This is a genomic window from Streptomyces sp. GESEQ-4 (assembly GCF_017948455.1).
Lineage (GTDB): Bacteria > Actinomycetota > Actinomycetes > Streptomycetales > Streptomycetaceae > Streptomyces.
Genome location: NZ_JAFFSU010000015.1, coordinates 141,943 through 160,431 on the forward strand (window position 1 = coordinate 141,943; position 18,489 = coordinate 160,431).

Sequence of the window (18,489 nt, forward strand, 5' to 3'; positions counted from 1 at the left end):
AACTGCGCGACCAGCCACACTGAACGTAAAGCCGCCCACGATGAAGGACCCAAGATGACCCGCGTGATCGCCGGCGCAGCCGGCGGACGTCGCCTAGCCGTCCCCCCGGGAACCGGCACGCGCCCCACCTCCGACCGCGCACGCGAAGGTCTCTTCTCCACCTGGCAGTCCCTCCTCGGCGGCCCCCTGGCCGGCGAGCGGGTCCTCGACCTGTACGCGGGATCCGGCGCCGTGGGCCTGGAAGCCCTGTCCCGAGGCGCGGGCCATGTCCTCCTCGTCGAGGCGGACGCCCGCGCCGCCCGTGTCGTCCGGGAGAACGTGAAGAACCTCGGCCTCCCAGGCGCCGAAGTCCGGGCAGGTAAAGCAGAACAGATCATCCGCACAACGCCGCCTGAACAGCCGTACGACATCGTCTTCCTCGATCCGCCGTACCGAGTCTCAGATCACGATCTTCGGGAGATCCTGCTCACACTCCGCACCGAGGGCTGGCTAGCGCCGGAGGCCCTCGTCACCGTGGAGCGCAGTACCAGAGGCGGCGAGTTCGGCTGGCCGCCCGGTTTCGACGCGATCCGGGCCCGTCGCTACGGCGAGGGGACGTTTTGGTACGGTCGCGCCGCCTCTACGTGCGAAGACGCACGATGACCGGACCGGAGAGCGAGGGATCTCAAGTGCGCCGCGCCGTCTGTCCCGGGTCGTTCGACCCGATCACCAACGGACACCTCGACATCATTGGCCGTGCCTCCAGGCTGTATGACGAGGTCTACGTCGCGGTGATGATCAACAAGTCCAAGAAGGGCCTGTTCGAGATCGACGAGCGGATCGACCTGATCCGCCAGGTCACCGCCGAATTCGAGAACGTCCGGATCGAGGCCTTCCACGGCCTGCTCGTCGACTTCTGCAAGGAACGCGACATCCCCGCCATCGTGAAGGGCCTGCGCGCGGTCAGCGACTTCGACTACGAGCTGCAGATGGCCCAGATGAACAACGGCCTCTCCGGCGTCGAGACGCTCTTCGTGCCGACCAACCCCACCTACAGCTTCCTGTCGTCCTCCCTGGTCAAGGAGGTCGCGACCTGGGGCGGAGACGTCTCCCACCTGGTCCCGCCGGTGGTCTTCGAGGCCCTTGCCGAGCGCCTGAAGAAGGACTGAGCGGGCCGTATCACGGGCGCCCGGAAAACGACTGGGGAAACCCCCGGAAAATCCCCCGGAAGCTGACAATCCGTCACCCGCTGTCCGGCGGGCACCCCATGGCCGTACAGTCGACCCGTCCGTCTCCATCACAGCTGTAGAGAGTGGCGAGCACACGGTGGACGTGCAGAAGAAGCTCGACGAGATCGTCGCCGCGGTCTCCAGTGCCCGGTCGATGCCCATGTCGGCCTCGTGCGTGGTCAACCGCGCCGACCTGCTCGCGCTGCTCGAAGAGGTGCGCGAGGCGCTGCCCGGCTCCCTCGCGCAGGCCCAGGAGCTGATCGGCGGCCGTGAGCAGATGGTCGAGCAGGCCCGCCAGGAGGCCGAGCGGATCATCCAGACCGCGCACGCCGAGCGCGGCTCGCTGATCTCCGACACCGAGGTCGCCCGCCGCTCCCAGAGCGAGGCCGACCGCATCCTCGCCGAAGCCCGCAAGGAGGCCGAGGAGATCCGCGCCGAGGCCGACGAGTACGTCGACTCCAAGCTCGCCAACTTCGAGGTCGTCCTCACCAAGACCCTCGGCTCGGTCGGCCGCGGCCGTGAGAAGCTCCTCGGCACCGGACCCGGCCTCGACGAGCAGGGCTACGAGGACGAGGACGCCCCCGAGCGCAGCCACGACCCCGAGACGCTGCGCCGCACCGCCGACGAGTACGTGGGCGTCAAGCTGGGCGCCTTCGAGGCGGTCCTCGCCAAGACCCTGGAAGCCGTCGGCCGCGGCCGGCAGAAGCTGCACGGCCGTATCGCCTCGGACGACCTCGGCGCCCTCGCCGACGACATCAGCACCGTCCAGCACTCCAGCGACGCCGACTACCTCACCGGCCTCGCGGCCCTCGCCGAGCAGGACGCCCAGGCCCCGCACCAGCCCGAACAGCCCCAGCAGCCGGACTACGGCCAGCCGCAGCCGGCGTACGGCTACCAGCAGACCGCGCAGCAGGACCCGTACGGCGGCGGCTACCAGCAGCAGGCCTACGCCCAGCAGGACGCCTACGGCTACCAGCAGGCCGACCCGTACGCCTACCAGGGCTACGACGCCCAGCAGCAGGCGTACGACCCGAACCAGGTCCCACAGCAGGCTCAAGAGCCCCAGCAGGCCCAGCAGGGCTACGCCCTCGACGAGACCAGCCTCTTCGACACCGGCATGATCAGTGCCGAGCAGCTGCGGGCCTACGAGCAGGGGCGCGGCAACGGCTGAGGCCCCGGTGCCCAGCGGATTGGGACGAGAGCGAAAGGTCCAGTATCCTGGCTCTTCGGTCGCGTGTACGTCCGCGATCAATGCTGCCCGGGAGACATCAAGGGCGGCGTCCCTCTGAGCTCGAAGATCGAAAGCAGGAACGGCGTGACAGCCCGCCTCGACCACCGCAACCCTCTCGTGTTCGACACGCACGAGCTGGGTCGGCGGCCTGGTGCGCTGCAGCGCCTGACCCGCGAGATCGGAGCTCCCAAGGATCTCGGGATCCAGGGAGTCATCGGAGTGCCGGAAGGCGCACCGGTGGAGCTCGAGCTCCGGCTCGAGTCGGTCATGGAAGGTGTGCTTGTCACAGGCACCGCCCGTGCACAGGCCGAGGGGGAGTGCGTAAGGTGTCTGGAGCCGCTCGAGCTGGCGCTCGAAGCGGACTTCCAGGAGATGTTCTCGTACCCTGACGCCGACGACCGGGGCCGCGTCAAAGCGGAGCCGGCCGACGACGCCGAGGAAGACGAGGACAGGCTCTTCATCGAGGACGGTCTGTTCGACCTCGAACCCGTGCTGCGCGATGCGGTGGTGCTCGCACTGCCGATGCAGCCGGTGTGCCAGGAAGACTGCCCAGGTCTGTGCGCCGAGTGCGGCGTACGCCTTGCGGACGACCCGGACCACCATCACGACGCCGTCGACATTCGTTGGGCGGCACTGCAGGGACTCGCCGGTTCACTCGGAGACGGCGAGAAGGACGAGATGAGCGGCGGCGCGACTCAGTCAGCACGCGCCGACGAGAAGCAGGAGAAGTAGCCGTGGCTGTTCCGAAGCGGAAGATGTCGCGCAGCAACACGCGCCACCGCCGGTCGCAGTGGAAGGCTGCGGTCCCCAACCTGGTTGCGTGCGAGCGCTGCCACGAGCCCAAGCTGCAGCACATCGCGTGCCCGTCTTGCGGCACATACAACAAGCGCCAGGTCCTCGAGGTCTGAGCGGCTGGTGAGAGGCACTGTGTCCACGCCGAAGAAGAACTCTGCGGAGACCACGGCCTCGTCCCACACGCTGTTGGAAGGGCGGCTCGGGTACAAGCTCGAGTCCGCCCTTCTGGTGCGTGCGCTGACCCACCGGTCCTACGCATACGAGAACGGCGGTCTGCCGACGAACGAGCGGCTGGAGTTCCTTGGGGACTCCGTGCTCGGCCTCGTCGTCACGGACACGCTGTATCGCACCCACCCCGACCTGCCCGAAGGCCAGCTGGCCAAGTTGCGGGCCGCGGTGGTCAACTCGCGTGCGCTGGCGGAGGTCGGCCGCGGTCTCGACCTGGGCTCCTTCATCCGGCTCGGCCGCGGTGAAGAGGGCACGGGCGGACGGGACAAGGCATCCATCCTCGCCGACACCCTGGAAGCGGTGATCGGCGCGGTCTATCTCGATCAGGGTCTGGACTCGGCGTCAGAGCTGGTCCACCGACTGTTCGACCCACTGATCGAAAAGTCATCGAATCTCGGAGCCGGCCTGGACTGGAAGACCAGTCTCCAGGAGCTCACCGCGACCGAGGGGCTCGGCGTACCCGAGTACCTGGTCACGGAGACCGGCCCCGATCACGAGAAGACCTTCACTGCTGCCGCCCGCGTCGGAGGCGTCTCGTACGGCACCGGCACCGGCCGCAGCAAGAAGGAGGCGGAGCAGCAGGCAGCTGAGTCCGCGTGGCGGGCCATCAAGGCCGCCGCGGACGAGCGTGCCAAGGCTGCCAAGGTCGCCGCGGCGGAAGTCGAAGCGGTCAAGGCCGCAGTGGCGGAAGCCGAAGCGGCCGAGGCCGAGGTGGCGGAAGCCACCGGCGGCGCCGACGAGGCGCAGGCCTCCGCCTGACGAACAGCGCAGGACGAGCGCCCGCCCCGCCTCGCGGGGCGGGCGCTCGGCTCGTACACCGGCTCGATACGGGAGACCCCATGCCCGAGTTGCCCGAGGTCGAGGTCGTACGGCGGGGCCTTGCGCGGTGGGTCGCCCATCGCACCGTCACCGACGCCGAGGTCCTCCACCCACGCGCGGTTCGCCGCCATCTCGCCGGCGCCGACGACTTCGTACACCGCCTCAAGGGCCACCGCATCGGCACCCCCAGCCGCCGCGGCAAGTACCTGTGGCTGCCCCTTGAGGACACGGACCAGTCGATCCTGGCCCACCTCGGCATGAGCGGCCAGCTGCTGGTCCAGCCGCAGACGGCACCCGACGAGAAGCACCTCAGGATCCGGGTGAGATTCGCCGACGACCTCGCCACCGAACTCCGCTTCGTCGACCAACGCACCTTCGGCGGGCTGTCGTTGCACGACAACACCCCCGCAGGCCTGCCCGACGTCATCGCGCACATCGCCCGCGACCCGCTCGACCCCCTCTTCGACGACGAGGCCTTCCACCAGGCGCTGCGCCGCAAGCGCACCACCATCAAACGGGCCCTGCTCGACCAGTCGTTGATCAGCGGCGTCGGCAACATCTACGCGGACGAGGCCCTTTGGCGCGCCCGCCTCCACTACGAGCGCCCCACGTCGACCTTCACCCGCCCGCGCACCGCCGAACTCCTGGGCCACGTACGGGACGTGATGAACGCGGCCCTGGCGGTGGGCGGCACCAGCTTCGACAGCCTCTACGTCAACGTCAACGGGGAGTCGGGCTACTTCGACCGATCACTCGACGCGTACGGCCGTGAGGGACTGCCCTGCAAGAGGTGCGGTACGCCGATGCGCCGCCGCGCCTGGATGAACCGGTCGAGCTACTTCTGCCCGACGTGTCAGCGGGCGCCGCGCGTCTCGTCGTAGCGCGTCCGTGCGGTGAGCACGTCGTCCATGCGGCCCTCCACGAAATGGATGAGGGCCAGCAGGCGCTCGGCGACCTCGCGGCCGAGCGGGGTCAGTTCGTAGTCCACGCGGGGCGGGTTGGTCGGCTGGGCCTCGCGGTGCACCAGGCCGTCGCGCTCCAGTGCGTGCAGCGTCTGGGACAGCATCTTCTCGCTCACACCGTCCACGCGGCGGCGCAGCTCGTTGAAGCGCAGCGACCCCTCGTACAGCGCGCCGAGCGTCAGTCCGCCCCAGCGGCCCGTGATGTGCTCCAGCGTGCCGCGCGAGGGGCAGGCCTTCGCGAACACGTTGAACGGCAGCTCCTGCTCGGCCGTCCGCTCCTGCGTGATGTCCATGCCTCAAGCGTACTCGGGTGCAGCGCTAACCAGAAGTTAGTGCTACGTCTCAGTACCCGAAGTTCTGTGTCCACCACGGCCCACCGGACCCGAGGTGGACACCCACGCCCAGCGTCTTGAAGTCGCAGTTCAGGATGTTGGCCTTGTGACCGGGGCTGTTCATCCAGGCCTCCATGACGGCGGCCGCGTCCACCTGGCCGCGGGCTATGTTCTCGCCGCCGAGGTCGGCTATCCCGGCTGCTTCGGCCCGGTCCCACGGAGTGGCTCCGCCCGGGTCGGTGTGGTCGAAGAAGCCCAGGTCGGCCATGGCGTCGCTGAAGCCCCGGGCCAGCTGGGCCAGCGCGCTGTTCGCGGAGACCGGGCTGCAGCCCACCTTCGCCCGCTCCTGGTTCACGAGCTTGAGCACCTCGGCCTCGGCCCTGGCCTCGGCGGACACCGTCACCGGGGCGCCGGTGTCCTTCTCCGGCGCCTTGGTGGCCGGGCGCGAGGGGGTGGGGGTGGGCTTCGGCTTCTTGGTCTTGGCCGGCGGGGCCTTCGGCTTCTCGGACGGAGTCTCGGTCGGCGCCGTGGACGCCGAGCCGGAGGGCGCCGGCGAGGCCGCACGCTCGTTGTCCCGGCTCGCCGACTCGTCGGTCTCGCGGCCCTCGGCGGCGCCGGACGTGCCGCCCTGCTCGGTCGCGCTGTTCGAGGGCGTGTCCACGGCCTGCACGTTGTCGCTGCTGTCGCTGCCGCCACCGAGCTGGTAGTTCTCCACGCCGGGCACCACACCCGTGGCCACCGCGACCGTGCCGATGGCGACCGCGGCGGAGACGCCGAGCAGTCCGGCACGCACCGGACGCACCGACTTCTTCTTGCGGCGGTGCCCAGCGCCTCGCCGGCCACCCCCGCCGGGTGCGGCGTCGGGGAAGACGACGCGGTAGTCCTCGTCCGAGGCGAAGAGGTAGCGCTCGCTGCGCGCGGTGGTCTCGGCATACGCCTCGGTGCCGAGGTAGGGCGCCTCAGTGTTCAGGTAGGGCGCCCTGCCCGGGGTGGAACGGTCTGCCGCGTACGCGTCGTATGCGTCGTACGAGTCCTGCGGGCCGTGGCTCCCTGTGCGGGAACGGTACGTTTCTGTGACCCCCGTGGCGCGGCCCGTGGCGGCGCGGCCGGCGGCTGAGCGTCGGTGGCGTCCCATGTCCTTGCCTTCCTCGTCCTGTGCGGTCGACTCGCCCGTGCGGTCAACGCAACCTCACTCGATCGAGTGAGTTTCATATGAGATTCATTGGGGCTGGACGGTACCGCATGGCGCAGGGTGAGGAAGTGTCGTGAGAGACATTGGCCCGTTAGGTTGCCCTCATGAGCGAGGATGTGCGGTTGGTCGCCTGGGTGCGTGGACGCGTCCAAGGTGTGGGTTTTCGCTGGTTCACCCGGGCCAAGGCGCTCGAGATCGGCGGCCTGAGTGGTTTTGCTCTCAATTTGGAGGACGGACGGGTCCAGGTGGTCGCGGAGGGCCCGCGCGGAGCGTGCCAACGGCTCCTCGACTGGCTCGGGGGCGCCGACACGCCCGGCCGCGTCGACGGAGTCACCGAGATCTGGGACACACCCCGCGGCGGCTACGACGGCTTCTCGATCCGCTGAGTGATTTCTGTAAAGCGGCCCAGGTGGAAGCGGAGGTACATGCCACCGGCAGCTGCCCCGAGCAGAAAGAGCCTGGTGGTTGCCAAGAACCGGTTGCCATGGCAGGCTCCGCACGCAAGGATGATCGTCACGCCCTGAGGGGCCCGCAGGAGCAGCAGCGCCGCCGATTTCACGGCCGCGCGCCCCCGGGATGCCCGCCAAAGCAGGGCGTGATCGTGTTGACCGTCAAACTTTTTGGTGAGACGCTGAAAGCCCCGCGCACCTTAGCTGTTTGGCATGAAGAACGGCAGCACAACTCAACAGTGCCAAGCACCGCGGGTGCGAATCCCTCACGACCCACACCGCATCGGTCGGTCACTCATTGTGGAGGACCATCCATCATGGCAAAGGCGCTTCTCGGTTACGTCGGCGGCTCCGACCCTCGACTCCTCGCCGAGATGCGACGGCTCCAGCAGCGTGTCCAGGACCTGGAATCCGAGCTCGGACGAATCCAGGCGGAGAACGACTCGCTGACGGCTGCCGCTTCTCACGACAGGATCATGGAGAGCATGGACTCTCACGACAGGGTCATGGAGAGCATTGACGCACACCAGGCGGAGCCTGCGCTCACCTGATCACTGCATCACACAGCACCACACAACGACAGCAGTGGTTGGGCTGCCCGTATCAACCGCTGAGTTGTCAGAGTTTGCAAGGGACGCTTCGGCGTCCCTTCTTTCTTGCTCCCGCGCATCCTTTCACCCTCTTTAACGTCTGGTGTGCCCTGCACGTTCATGGGTGAAACCGCGGGGGTGCCCCAGGGTTCGGGGTCCGAGATACCGGCGGGAGGTAGAGTCCAGCGGCGTGCACCTCAAGGCCCTGACCCTCCGTGGGTTCAAGTCGTTCGCCTCGGCGACCACGCTCCGGTTCGAGCCGGGGATCACGTGTGTCGTAGGACCGAACGGCTCGGGCAAGTCCAATGTGGTGGACGCGCTCAGCTGGGTCATGGGTGAACAGGGCGCCAAGTCGCTGCGCGGCGGCAAGATGGAGGACGTCATCTTCGCCGGCACCACCGGCCGCCCGCCGCTCGGCCGCGCCGAGGTGTCCCTCACCATCGACAACTCCGACGGCGCGCTGCCCATCGAGTACGCCGAGGTCACCATCACGCGGATCATGTTCCGCAACGGCGGCAGCGAGTACCAGATCAACGGCGACACCTGCCGCCTGCTCGACATCCAGGAACTCCTCTCCGACTCCGGCATCGGCCGCGAGATGCACGTCATCGTCGGCCAGGGCCAGCTCGACTCCGTACTGCACGCGGACCCGATGGGGCGCAGGGCCTTCATCGAAGAGGCCGCCGGTGTGCTGAAACACCGCAAGCGCAAGGAGAAGGCCCTCCGGAAGCTGGACGCGATGCAGGCCAACCTCGCGCGCGTACAGGACCTGACGGACGAGTTGCGCAGACAGCTGAAGCCCCTGGGCCGCCAGGCGGCGGTCGCGCGCAGGGCCGCCGTCATCCAGGCCGACCTCCGCGACGCCCGCCTCCGCCTGCTCGCCGACGATCTCGTACGACTCCGAGAGGCGCTCAACGCCGAGGTCGCCGACGAGGCCGCGCTGAAGGAACGTAAGGAAGCCGCCGAACTGGAGCTGAAGAAGGCGCTCCAGCGGGAGGCGCTCCTGGAGGACGAGGTACGGCAGCTCACTCCGCGACTCCAGCGCGCCCAGCAGACTTGGTACGAACTCTCCCAGCTCGCCGAACGCGTCCGCGGCACGATCTCGCTGGCCGACGCCCGGGTGAAGAGCGCCACTTCCGCGCCGCCGGACGAGCGCCGGGGCCGTGACCCCGAGGACATGGAGCGCGAGGCCAACCGGATCCGTGAGCAGGAGGCCGAGCTCGAAGCGGCCCTGGAGGCGGCCGAGCGGGCGCTGGACGACACGGTCGCGCACCGCGCCGACCTGGAGCGCGAGCTGGCCATGGAGGAACGGCGGCTGAAGGACGTCGCCCGCTCCATCGCCGACCGCCGTGAGAGCCTCGCCCGGCTGAACGGCCAGGTCAACGCGGCCCGTTCGCGTGCCGCCTCCGCCCAGGCCGAGATCGACCGCCTCGCCGCCGCCCGCGACGAGGCCCAGGAACGCGCCGTCGCCGCCCAGGAGGAGTACGAGACCCTGAAGGCCGAGGTCGACGGCCTGGACGCGGACGACGCGGAACTCGGCGAGCAGCACGAAGCGGCCAAGACAGCACTGACCGAGGCGGAAGCCGCGCTGACGGCGGCCCGCGAGGCGGCCACAGCAGCGGAACGCAAACGCGCCGCCACCCGGGCCCGCCACGAGGCGCTGGCGATGGGCCTGCGACGCAAGGACGGAACAGGTGCGCTGCTGGGAGCGAAGGACCGGCTCACGGGTCTGCTCGGTCCGGCCGCGGAGCTGCTCACGGTGACGCCGGGATACGAGGTCGCGCTGGCAGCCGCGTTCGGAGCGGCGGCGGACGCGATCGCGGTGACGTCCCCGTCCGCCGCGGCCGACGCAATCCGCCTATTGCGCAAACAGGACGGCGGAAGGGCGGCGCTCCTGCTCGCCGGTGAACCAGACGCGCCCCAAAGGGGCGCGGGGAACGGCGCGACCAGCCACAACGAGCCTGCAGACGCCCGACTACAGCACGCTGCCGAGCTGGTCCGCGGCCCGTCCGACCTCATGCCGGCCGTGAGACGGCTACTGCACCGCATCGTCGTCGTAAGCACCCTCGAAGACGCCGAAGAGCTCGTCTACGCCCACCCCGACCTCACCGCCGTAACCGCCGAAGGCGACCTCCTGGGCGCCCACTTCGCGCACGGCGGCTCCGCCGGAGCGCCCAGCCTCCTCGAAGTGCAGGCCTCCGTGGACGAGGCCGCCGCCGAGCTGGAAGAGCTGGCCGTGCGGTGCGAGGAACTCACCGAGGCGCAGCACGCGGCGACCGAGCGCCGTAAGGAGTGCGCCGCACTCGTCGAAGCCGTGGGGGAGCGGCGCAGGGCCGCCGACCGGGAGAAGTCGGCCGTGGCGCAGCAGCTCGGACGGCTCGCCGGTCAGGCGCGCGGCGCCGCAGGGGAGGCCGAGCGGTCCGCCGCGGCGGCGGCGCGTGCGCAGGAGGCGCTCGACAAGGCCGTGGAAGAAGCCGAGGAGCTGGCCGAACGGCTCGCCGTCGCCGAGGAGATGCCGGTCGAGGAGGAGCCCGACACCTCCGTACGGGATCGGCTCGCCGCCGACGGCGCCAACGCACGCCAGACCGAGATGGAGGCCCGCCTCCAGGTCCGTACGCACGAGGAGCGGGTCAAGGGGCTGGCCGGCCGCGCCGACTCCCTCGACCGCGCCGCCCGGGCGGAGCGCGACGCACGCGCGCGTGCCGAGCAGCGGCGGGCGCGGATGCGGCACGAGGCGGCCGTCGCGGAAGCCGTCGCCTCCGGTGCGCGGCAGCTGCTCGCGCACGTCGAGGTCTCCCTCACCCGTGCCGACGCGGAACGCACCGCCGCCGAGACCGCCAAGGCGCGGCGTGAGCAGGAGCTGACCGTCGCCCGTAACGCGGGGCGCGACCTCAAGTCCGAGCTGGACAAGCTGACCGACTCCGTCCACCGCGGCGAAGTGCTCGGCGCTGAGAAGCGGATGCGGATCGAGCAGCTGGAGACCAAGGCGCTGGAGGAGCTGGGGGTCGAGCCGGCCGGGCTCGTCGACGAGTTCGGCCCGCATCAGCTCGTCCCGCCCTCGCTCCCGGCGGAGGGGGAGCAGCTGCCGGAGGACCCCGAGCACCCCCGCAACCAGCCCAAGCCGTTCGTCCGGGCCGAGCAGGAGAAGCGGCTCAAGTCCGCCGAGCGGGCCTATCAGCAGCTCGGCAAGGTCAACCCGCTGGCGCTGGAGGAGTTCGCGGCGCTGGAGGAGCGGCACCAGTTCCTCAGCGAGCAGCTGGAGGACCTGAAGAAGACCCGTGCCGACCTGCTCCAGGTCGTCAAGGAGGTCGACGAGCGCGTCGAGCAGGTCTTCACCGAGGCCTTCCGGGACACGGCCCGCGAGTTCGAGGGCGTCTTCAGCCGGCTCTTCCCGGGTGGCGACGGGCGGCTGATCCTCACCGATCCCGACAACATGCTCACCACGGGCGTCGATGTCGAGGCACGTCCTCCGGGTAAGAAGGTCAAGCGGCTCAGCCTGCTCTCCGGTGGCGAGCGCTCACTGACCGCCGTCGCGATGCTCGTGTCGATCTTCAAGGCCCGCCCCAGCCCGTTCTATGTGATGGACGAGGTCGAGGCCGCGCTCGATGACACCAACCTGCAGCGGCTGATCCGCATCATGCAGGAGCTGCAGGAAGCCTCGCAGCTGATCGTGATCACCCACCAGAAGCGGACGATGGAGGTCGCCGACGCGCTGTACGGCGTCTCCATGCAGGGCGACGGTGTGTCGAAGGTCATCTCTCAGCGGCTGCGCTAAATACGTGCCGCCTACACCGGTTCTGACCAGCGATTTGGGGATCATCCCTTCAACTCTTGAACTCAAGCCCCTCACACCTGCGGTGCATTCTCTTAACAAGGTCATATTGACTTCGAAACTTGAAGGCATAGCCTGAGCAACGTTGCTTTTACCTTCAGGTACCTTCTGATGGACCTCGAAGGGCTGACCCCAACCGGCAGCGTTGCCGGTGGCCCGAGGAGTACACGTGACCAGCACAGCGCAGGCACCCAAGTCAGGAGCCGCCAAGGCTCATCCCGAACATCTCGGGCGCGTCGTCTTCATCGCCGCGGCGGCCGCGATGGGCGGCTTCCTCTTCGGCTACGACAGCTCCGTGATCAACGGCGCCGTCGAGGCCATTCGCGACCGCTACGACATCGGCTCCGCGGCGCTGGCGCAGGTCATCGCCATCGCCCTGATCGGCTGTGCCATCGGCGCCGCCACCGCCGGCCGGATCGCCGACCGCATCGGACGTATCCGGTGCATGCAGATCTCCGCCGTGCTGTTCACCGTCAGCGCCGTGGGTTCGGCGCTGCCCTTCGCCCTGTACGACCTCGCCTTCTGGCGGGTCGTCGGCGGCTTCGCCATCGGCATGGCCTCCGTGATCGGCCCCGCCTACATCGCCGAGGTCGCCCCGGCCGAGTACCGCGGACGGCTCGGCTCCTTCCAGCAGGCCGCGATCGTCATCGGCATCGCCGTCTCGCAGCTGGTCAACTGGGCTCTGCTCAACGCAGCCGACGGCGACCAGCGCGGCAAGATCCTGGGCCTGGAGGCCTGGCAGGTCATGCTCGGCGTCATGGTGATCCCGGCCGTCATCTACGGCCTGCTGTCCTTCGCCATCCCCGAGTCCCCGCGTTATCTGATCTCCGTCGGCAAGCACGAGCAGGCCCGCGGGATCCTCGCCGAGGTCGAGGGCAAGGACGTCGACTTCGACGCCCGGATCGCCGAGATCGAGCACGGCATGAACAGCGAGCACAAGTCGAGCTTCAAGGACCTGCTCGGCGGCTCCTTCTTCTTCAAGCCGATCGTCTGGATCGGTATCGGCCTGTCGGTCTTCCAGCAGTTCGTCGGCATCAACGTCGCGTTCTACTACTCCTCGACCCTGTGGCAGTCGGTCGGCGTCGACCCGACGGACTCGTTCTTCTACTCCTTCACGACGTCGATCATCAACATCGTCGGCACCGTGATCGCGATGCTCCTGGTGGACCGCATCGGCCGTAAGCCGCTGGCCCTCATCGGCTCCGTCGGCATGGTGATCGGCCTCGCGCTGGAGGCCTGGGCGTTCTCCTTCCACCTCGTCGACGGCAAGCTGCCGGCCACGCAGGGCTGGATCGCCCTGATCGCCGCCCACATCTTCGTCCTCTTCTTCGCCCTGTCCTGGGGTGTGGTCGTCTGGGTCTTCCTCGGCGAGATGTTCCCGAACAAGATCCGCGCCGCCGCCCTGGGCGTGGCCGCCGCCGCACAGTGGATCGCCAACTGGGCCATCACCGCGAGCTTCCCGTCGCTGGCCGACTGGAACCTCTCCGTCACCTACATGATCTACACGGCCTTCGCCGCGCTCTCCATCCCGTTCGTCCTCAAGTACGTGAAGGAGACGAAGGGCAAGGCACTGGAGGAGATGGGCTGAGCCTCGTAAGAGACGTACCGCCCCGGCTCAGCCTTCGAGGTCATTGAGCCGGGGCAGTACGTTGTCGCAGAACAGCCGCAGGCTGCGCCACCCCTCCTCCACCGGCATCCCGCCCGACAGCGGATGCAGCACATAGTTGTCGAGCCCCTGCGCCACGCACTCGTCCGGCGTGAGGATCCGGTAGACGCCCTCGGCGCGCAATTCGTCCACGGTGGTGGCCCCCGACTTGACCGCGGACCGTATACCGCCGGACTGCCAGGAGGCGTACGTCCGCGCCTCGTGCAGGAAGTGGTCGCCGTACTCGCTCCATGCCCGGTCCGGGTCCTCGGCGATGTGCAGCAGCGGCTGCTCGGTCGCGGGCATCATGGTCCAGCCCTCGGTGCCGTACTCGACGAGCCGTTCCTTGTAGTACGTCTCCAGCTCCGGCAGATGGGCGCTGGGGAAGAACGGCAGGCCGAGCCGGGCGGCCCGGCGGGCGGCGGCCTGCGAGGAGCCGCCGACCAGGAGGAGGGGGTGCGGCTCGGTGAACGGGCGCGGGGTGACCCGTACCGTACGGCCCCGGTACTCGAACTCCTCGCCGGTCCAGGCCTTGAGGAGGGTCTCGAGGAGTTCGTCCTGGAGCCGCCCCCGCCGCTTCCACTCCACGTCGAACAGGGCGTATTCCTCGGGCCGGTAGCCGATCCCGGCGACGGTCACCAGCCGTCCGCCACTCAGCAGATCCAGTACGGCGATGTCCTCGGCCAGCCGCAGCGGGTCGTGCAGCGGTCCGATGATCGCCGAGACCGTCACCGCGATCTTCCGGGTGGCGCCGAAGACGGCTCCCGCGAAGGCGAAGGGCGACGGCAGCCAGTTGTTCGCGGCGCCGTGGTGCTCCTCGGTCTGCACGGTGGTGATGCCGTGATCGTCGGCGTACGCGGCCATCTCCAGCGCCGCCTTGTAGCGGGCGCTGAGCGAGGCGGGGGTCGCGCCGGGCTCGACGAGGTTGAAACGTACGACCGTGACGGGCATGGGAAGTCCCCCTTCGGCGGTGGATGCGAAGGGGGACGGTAGCTGACGGGGCGTCAGACATCCAGGGGTGCGGGTTCCCCGGTCCGCGAGCAGCGGCAGGAGGGCGACTCCGCTCCTTGGAGGAAACTACAAGCTGGGTCCCGCGGAGCCCGATGGCTGATACTGGACGCGTTATGGAAACCGTCATCCTTGCTGTAGTCATCGCCGTGGTCGTGCTCGCTGCGCTCGGTGGGCTCATCGTCGGCACCCGGCGCAAGAAGCCGCTGCCCCCGCCGCCCCCCGCCGCGCCCGACATCACCGCCCCTCCGGCCGAGCCGCACGTCGGCGACGAGGCCGAAACGCCGCGCGAGGAACCGCGCCGCACGATAGAGGAGGTGGACCTTCCCGACGGCTCGGCCCCGGCCGCCGTCCAGGAACCGCCCGTCGTCGAAGAGCTTCCGCCGACCGAGATCGAGGTCCCGGAACCCACCGCGGGGCGTCTGGTGCGCCTGCGCGCCCGGCTCTCCCGCTCCCAGAACGCCCTCGGCAAGGGGCTGCTCACGCTGCTGTCGCGCGAGCACCTCGACGAGGACACCTGGGAGGAGATCGAGGACATCCTGCTCACCGCCGACGTCGGTGTGCAGCCCACCCAGGAGCTGGTCGACGCGCTGCGTGAGCGCGTCAAGGTGCTCGGGACCCGGACGCCCGGGGAACTGCGCGGCCTGCTGCGCGAGGAGCTGCTCAAGCTGGTCGGCACCGACTTGGACCGCGTCGTGAAGACCGAGCCGGAGGACCGCAAGCCCGGCATCGTGATGGTCGTCGGCGTCAACGGCACCGGCAAGACCACCACCACCGGCAAGCTCGCCCGGGTACTGGTCGCCGACGGCAACAGCGTCGTCCTGGGTGCCGCCGACACCTTCCGTGCCGCCGCCGCCGATCAGCTGCAGACCTGGGGTGAGCGGGTCGGCGCGTACACCGTCCGCGGGCCCGAGGGCGGCGACCCCGCCTCCGTCGCCTTCGACGCGGTCAAGGAGGGCAAGGAGATGGGCTCCGACGTCGTCCTCATCGACACCGCCGGGCGCCTGCACACCAAGACCGGCCTCATGGATGAGCTCGGCAAGGTCAAGCGCGTCGTGGAGAAGCACGCTCCGCTGGACGAGGTGCTGCTCGTGCTGGACGCCACCACCGGCCAGAACGGTCTGGTGCAGGCCCGCGTCTTCGCCGAGGTCGTCGACATCACCGGCATCGTCCTGACCAAGCTGGACGGCACGGCCAAGGGTGGCATCGTGATCGCCGTGCAGCGCGAGCTGGGCGTGCCGGTCAAGCTGGTCGGCCTCGGCGAGGGTGCGGATGATCTGGCGCCGTTCGAGCCGGAGGCGTTCATTGACGCCCTTATCGGAGAGTGACCCCACCTACCAAAGTTGGTATGTGCAGAAGCGCCCGCCTCCCAAGGTGCAGTTGGGGGTCGGGCGCTTCGCTGTGTACGCCTACGCCCGGGACCTGTGCGCCACGTACGCCAGCGTGCCCAGCAGCAGCCGGGCCTCCGGCGGGCGGGTCGCCGAGTCCAGCTCGGGGGAGCGCAGCCAGCGCACCGGGCCCAGGCCGGCCCGGTCGGACGGCGGGGCGGTGATGTACGTACCCGGGCCGAGGCCGTGCAGGTCGAGGGAGGTCGGGTCGTCCCAGCCCATGCGGTAGAGCAGCTCGGGGAGCTCGGTGGCGGCGCCGGGGGCGACGAAGAAGTGGGCGCGGCCCTCGGGGGTCGCGGTGACCGGGCCGACGGGCAGGCCCATGCGTTCCAGCCGGGCCAGGGCGTGGCGTCCGGCGGGCTCGGCGACCTCGATGACGTCGAACGTCCGGCCGACCGGCAGCATCGCCGAGGCGCCGGGGAACTCGCCCCAGGACTCGGTCACTTGGTCGAGGGTCGCGCCGGCGGGTAGCTCCGGCGCGAAGTCCAGCGGATGTGCGCCCGGCGCGCGGCAGTCGGAGTGGCCGCAGGAGCAGGCGCCCGCCGCGGCCCGCGCGCCCGGCACCACGTCCCAGCCCCAGAGCCCGGTGAACTCGGCCACGGCGGTGCACTCCGATGTGCGGCCGCGGCGGCGCGAGCCGGACCGGATGTCGCGGATGCCCCGACTGCTGCCGATCGTGAAGCCCATGCCCCCTCCAACGGGTCCGACGCACCGGTGGTTACGAGACCGACCCGGAATGTGACTGACCGTGTCCTCGCCTCCGTGCCGAGCGGCGCCTTCGAGCGGCCCGGGGTGGTGCGCCCGGCTGCGTGCGCCCCTGAGTGCACCGTTCCGCCCACTCCTGGCCGTCCTATGTCAAGTGAATCGCGTACCAGCCACCGTGAGTTCATTCGAAGGGGTGGCGAATGGTGGCGTTTCCGGGATCGCCATGGCTGGAGGCGTGATCGTAGGATTACTGTGAGTGCACGAGTCCTGGGGGCACATGCACTCGTGGGTATGCCGGAGGCAACTCGGGTTTCCGTTCGAAGGGTGACAACTACCGGACGGGCGGCCCTATTTACCGGCATTCTGATAGGGCTTGGCGCACTCGGCGACAAGTGGTCTCAGGGATGGGGGCGTTCCAGTGGGCGGCAACGGCGGAAGCGGGACGAACGCTGACAAGCGCCCCAATGAGCTGCTCGGCTCGTGGTTCGTGCGCAGCGGCTGGTCCAAGGGCGAGCTCGCGCGGCAAGTGAACCGCAGGGCACGCCAGTTGGGGGCCAACCACATCTCCACCGACACCTCGCGGGTGCGTCGCTGGCTGGACGGCGAGAATCCGCGCGAGCCGATCCCCCGGATCCTGTCCGAGCTGTTCTCCGAGCGGTTCGGATGTGTCGTCTCCGTCGAGGACCTGGGACTGCGCGCCGCCCGCCAGTCACCGTCCGCGACCGGAGTCGACCTCCCCTGGACGGGCCCGCAGACCGTGGCCCTGCTCAGCGAGTTCTCGCGCAGCGACCTGATGCTGGCGCGGCGCGGCTTCCTCGGAACCTCGCTGGCCCTCTCCGCGGGCCCGTCCCTCATCGAGCCGATGCAGCGCTGGCTGGTGCCGGCGCCGCAGGCCCCGCAGCCGGAGCCCGGGTCCGTCCCGTCCTCACGCGCGCGCGGCCGGTTGTCCAAGCCCGAGCTGGAGCTCCTCGAGTCCACGACGGTGATGTTCCGCCAGTGGGACGCCCAGTGCGGCGGCGGCCTGCGCCGCAAGGCCGTCGTCGGCCAGCTGCACGAGGTGACCGACCTCCTTCAGGAGCCCCAGCCCGAGTCCACCACCCGCACGCTGTTCAAGGTCGCCGCCGAGCTGGCCGAGCTGGCCGGCTGGATGTCGTACGACATCGGACTCCAGCCCACCGCGCAGAAGTACTTCGTCCTCGCCCTGCATGCCGCGAAGGAAGCGGGCGACAAGCCGCTCGGCTCGTACATCCTGTCCAGCATGAGCCGCCAGATGATCCACCTCGGGCGGCCCGATGACGCGCTGGAGCTGATCCACCTCGCGCAGTACGGCAGCCGGGACTGCGCGAGCCCCCGCACCCAGTCGATGCTGTATGCGATGGAGGCCCGGGCCTACGCCAATATGGGCCAGCCCGGCAAGTGTAAGCGGGCGGTGCGGATGGCCGAGGACACCTTCGGCGAGGCCGGCGAGTGGGACGAGCCCGACCCCGACTGGATCCGCTTCTTCTCCGAGGCCGAGCTGTACGGCGAGAACTCCCACTCCTTCCGCGACCTCGCCTATGTGGCGGGCCGCAGCCCCGCCTACGCGTCCCTCGCCGAGCCCCTGATGCAGCGGGCCGTCGACCTCTTCGCCAAGGACACCGAGCATCAGCGGTCGTATGCGCTGAACGCGATCGGGATGGCCACCGTGTATCTGCTGCGACGGGAGCCCGAGCAGGCCTCCGTCCTCGCCGTCGAGGCCATGGAGATCGCCAAGAAGGTCCGCTCCGAGCGGGTGAACACTCGTATCCGAAAGACGGTCGACACGGCCGTACGCGACTTCGGTGATCTCGCCGAGGTCGTGGACCTCACGGACCGGCTCGCCATCGAGCTGCCCGAGACCGCCGAAGCGGTCTGACACCTCAGAACCCCGGCCGCGGCCGGCCCTCCCGACTGCCCGACTCGGCTCCCCCATGCCAGGTCATTCGGAAGGCCGGCCGTGGCCGGACCCGGAAGGTTGCGCCACGATAACGATCGCGCGACCCGACATCCGGCAGTTCATCGATGCGTAACACGCAGGGCGCCTTCGTCACGTCGGCGAAACAACGAGGGGCTTCCATCGAAACGGC

17 protein-coding genes are annotated in these 18,489 nt (G+C 69.5%); 13 read left to right on the top strand and 4 right to left on the bottom strand.

Annotation, left to right across the window (positions count from 1 at the left end; genetic code table 11):
* Positions 1–54 precede the first annotated feature (54 nt).
* The 7 genes from rsmD (at position 55) to mutM (ending at position 5,162) form a co-directional block, all read left to right on the top strand.
* Complete coding sequence (rsmD, locus tag KCH48_RS27100) at positions 55–642, top strand: 16S rRNA (guanine(966)-N(2))-methyltransferase RsmD (RefSeq protein ID WP_210577402.1); 588 nt, start codon at positions 55–57, stop codon at positions 640–642.
* A 26-nt stretch (positions 643–668) separates the two neighbouring features.
* The gene (gene coaD, locus KCH48_RS27105) at positions 669–1,148 is read left to right on the top strand and encodes a pantetheine-phosphate adenylyltransferase (RefSeq protein ID WP_307840961.1); all 480 of its coding nucleotides are present in this window, start codon (positions 669–671) and stop codon (positions 1,146–1,148) included.
* Positions 1,149–1,305: 157 nt separating this feature from the next.
* Complete coding sequence (locus tag KCH48_RS27110; protein ID WP_210577411.1) at positions 1,306–2,379, top strand: ATP synthase F0 subunit B; 1,074 nt, start codon at positions 1,306–1,308, stop codon at positions 2,377–2,379.
* A 144-nt stretch (positions 2,380–2,523) separates the two neighbouring features.
* Positions 2,524–3,171 (top strand): DUF177 domain-containing protein, encoded by a 648-nt coding sequence (locus tag KCH48_RS27115; protein ID WP_210577557.1) that lies wholly within the window; start codon positions 2,524–2,526, stop codon positions 3,169–3,171.
* 2 nt (positions 3,172–3,173) lie between these two features.
* On the top strand, positions 3,174–3,347 hold the full coding sequence (rpmF, locus tag KCH48_RS27120; RefSeq protein WP_073491177.1) for a 50S ribosomal protein L32: 174 nt from the start codon (positions 3,174–3,176) through the stop codon (positions 3,345–3,347).
* A 19-nt stretch (positions 3,348–3,366) separates the two neighbouring features.
* Positions 3,367–4,221 carry a ribonuclease III gene (rnc, locus tag KCH48_RS27125; protein WP_210577558.1) on the top strand — a complete coding sequence of 285 codons (855 nt, stop codon included), beginning with the start codon at positions 3,367–3,369 and terminating at the stop codon, positions 4,219–4,221.
* Between the two features lie 80 nt (positions 4,222–4,301).
* Positions 4,302–5,162, top strand: coding sequence for a bifunctional DNA-formamidopyrimidine glycosylase/DNA-(apurinic or apyrimidinic site) lyase (mutM, locus tag KCH48_RS27130; RefSeq protein ID WP_210577413.1), 861 nt, complete (start codon positions 4,302–4,304; stop codon positions 5,160–5,162).
* On the opposite strand, the gene KCH48_RS27135 is transcribed toward mutM, so the two are convergent.
* Both KCH48_RS27135 and KCH48_RS27140 read right to left on the bottom strand, forming a co-directional pair.
* Complete coding sequence (locus KCH48_RS27135) at positions 5,135–5,536, bottom strand: helix-turn-helix domain-containing protein (RefSeq protein WP_210577420.1); 402 nt, start codon at positions 5,534–5,536, stop codon at positions 5,135–5,137. The two genes, mutM and KCH48_RS27135, sit on opposite strands and share 28 nt — an antisense overlap.
* Positions 5,537–5,585: 49 nt before the next feature.
* Positions 5,586–6,710, bottom strand: coding sequence for a CAP domain-containing protein (locus KCH48_RS27140; protein ID WP_210577422.1), 1,125 nt, complete (start codon positions 6,708–6,710; stop codon positions 5,586–5,588).
* 161 nt (positions 6,711–6,871) lie between these two features.
* Between KCH48_RS27140 and KCH48_RS27145 the strand changes: the two genes are divergently transcribed.
* From KCH48_RS27145 to KCH48_RS27160, 4 genes are all read left to right on the top strand, one after another.
* Positions 6,872–7,153 carry an acylphosphatase gene (locus KCH48_RS27145; protein WP_210577423.1) on the top strand — a complete coding sequence of 94 codons (282 nt, stop codon included), beginning with the start codon at positions 6,872–6,874 and terminating at the stop codon, positions 7,151–7,153.
* A 380-nt stretch (positions 7,154–7,533) separates the two neighbouring features.
* A complete protein-coding gene (locus KCH48_RS27150; protein WP_210577425.1) occupies positions 7,534–7,767 on the top strand; it encodes a hypothetical protein in 234 nt (77 codons plus the stop codon).
* Between the two features lie 229 nt (positions 7,768–7,996).
* Positions 7,997–11,581: a chromosome segregation protein SMC gene (smc, locus tag KCH48_RS27155; RefSeq protein ID WP_210577427.1), complete on the top strand. Its 3,585-nt coding sequence runs from the start codon at positions 7,997–7,999 to the stop codon at positions 11,579–11,581.
* 226 nt (positions 11,582–11,807) lie between these two features.
* On the top strand, positions 11,808–13,226 hold the full coding sequence (locus tag KCH48_RS27160; RefSeq protein WP_210577429.1) for a sugar porter family MFS transporter: 1,419 nt from the start codon (positions 11,808–11,810) through the stop codon (positions 13,224–13,226).
* Between the two features lie 27 nt (positions 13,227–13,253).
* Here the strand turns inward: KCH48_RS27160 and KCH48_RS27165 are convergent, their stop codons facing one another.
* Positions 13,254–14,234, bottom strand: coding sequence for an LLM class flavin-dependent oxidoreductase (locus KCH48_RS27165; RefSeq protein WP_210577431.1), 981 nt, complete (start codon positions 14,232–14,234; stop codon positions 13,254–13,256).
* Positions 14,235–14,407: 173 nt separating this feature from the next.
* Between KCH48_RS27165 and ftsY the strand changes: the two genes are divergently transcribed.
* Entirely contained in the window at positions 14,408–15,619 is a 1,212-nt protein-coding gene (gene ftsY, locus KCH48_RS27170; protein ID WP_210577433.1) for a signal recognition particle-docking protein FtsY, read from the top strand.
* An 81-nt stretch (positions 15,620–15,700) separates the two neighbouring features.
* Here ftsY and KCH48_RS27175 read toward each other — a convergent pair whose 3' ends face one another.
* Entirely contained in the window at positions 15,701–16,366 is a 666-nt protein-coding gene (locus KCH48_RS27175) for a bifunctional DNA primase/polymerase (protein ID WP_210577435.1), read from the bottom strand.
* A 436-nt stretch (positions 16,367–16,802) separates the two neighbouring features.
* On the opposite strand from KCH48_RS27175, the gene KCH48_RS27180 reads away from it, so the two are divergent.
* Complete coding sequence (locus KCH48_RS27180; protein ID WP_210577437.1) at positions 16,803–18,278, top strand: hypothetical protein; 1,476 nt, start codon at positions 16,803–16,805, stop codon at positions 18,276–18,278.
* The last annotated feature ends 211 nt before the right edge of the window (positions 18,279–18,489 follow it).

What these genes read in the sequence shown, in the direction of transcription:
- KCH48_RS27150 (WP_210577425.1), top strand. Translation starts at nt 7,534, where the DNA reads ATGGCAAAGGCGCTTCTCGGTTACGTCGGCGGCTCCGACCCTCGACTC.
- rsmD (WP_210577402.1), top strand. Translation starts at nt 55, where the DNA reads ATGACCCGCGTGATCGCCGGCGCAGCCGGCGGACGTCGCCTAGCCGTC.
- mutM (WP_210577413.1), top strand. Translation starts at nt 4,302, where the DNA reads ATGCCCGAGTTGCCCGAGGTCGAGGTCGTACGGCGGGGCCTTGCGCGG.
- ftsY (WP_210577433.1), top strand. Translation starts at nt 14,408, where the DNA reads ATGGAAACCGTCATCCTTGCTGTAGTCATCGCCGTGGTCGTGCTCGCT.
- KCH48_RS27175 (WP_210577435.1), bottom strand. Translation starts at nt 16,366, where the DNA reads ATGGGCTTCACGATCGGCAGCAGTCGGGGCATCCGCGACATCCGGTCC.
- KCH48_RS27165 (WP_210577431.1), bottom strand. Translation starts at nt 14,234, where the DNA reads ATGCCCGTCACGGTCGTACGTTTCAACCTCGTCGAGCCCGGCGCGACC.
- KCH48_RS27140 (WP_210577422.1), bottom strand. Translation starts at nt 6,710, where the DNA reads ATGGGACGCCACCGACGCTCAGCCGCCGGCCGCGCCGCCACGGGCCGC.
- KCH48_RS27135 (WP_210577420.1), bottom strand. Translation starts at nt 5,536, where the DNA reads ATGGACATCACGCAGGAGCGGACGGCCGAGCAGGAGCTGCCGTTCAAC.
- KCH48_RS27145 (WP_210577423.1), top strand. Translation starts at nt 6,872, where the DNA reads ATGAGCGAGGATGTGCGGTTGGTCGCCTGGGTGCGTGGACGCGTCCAA.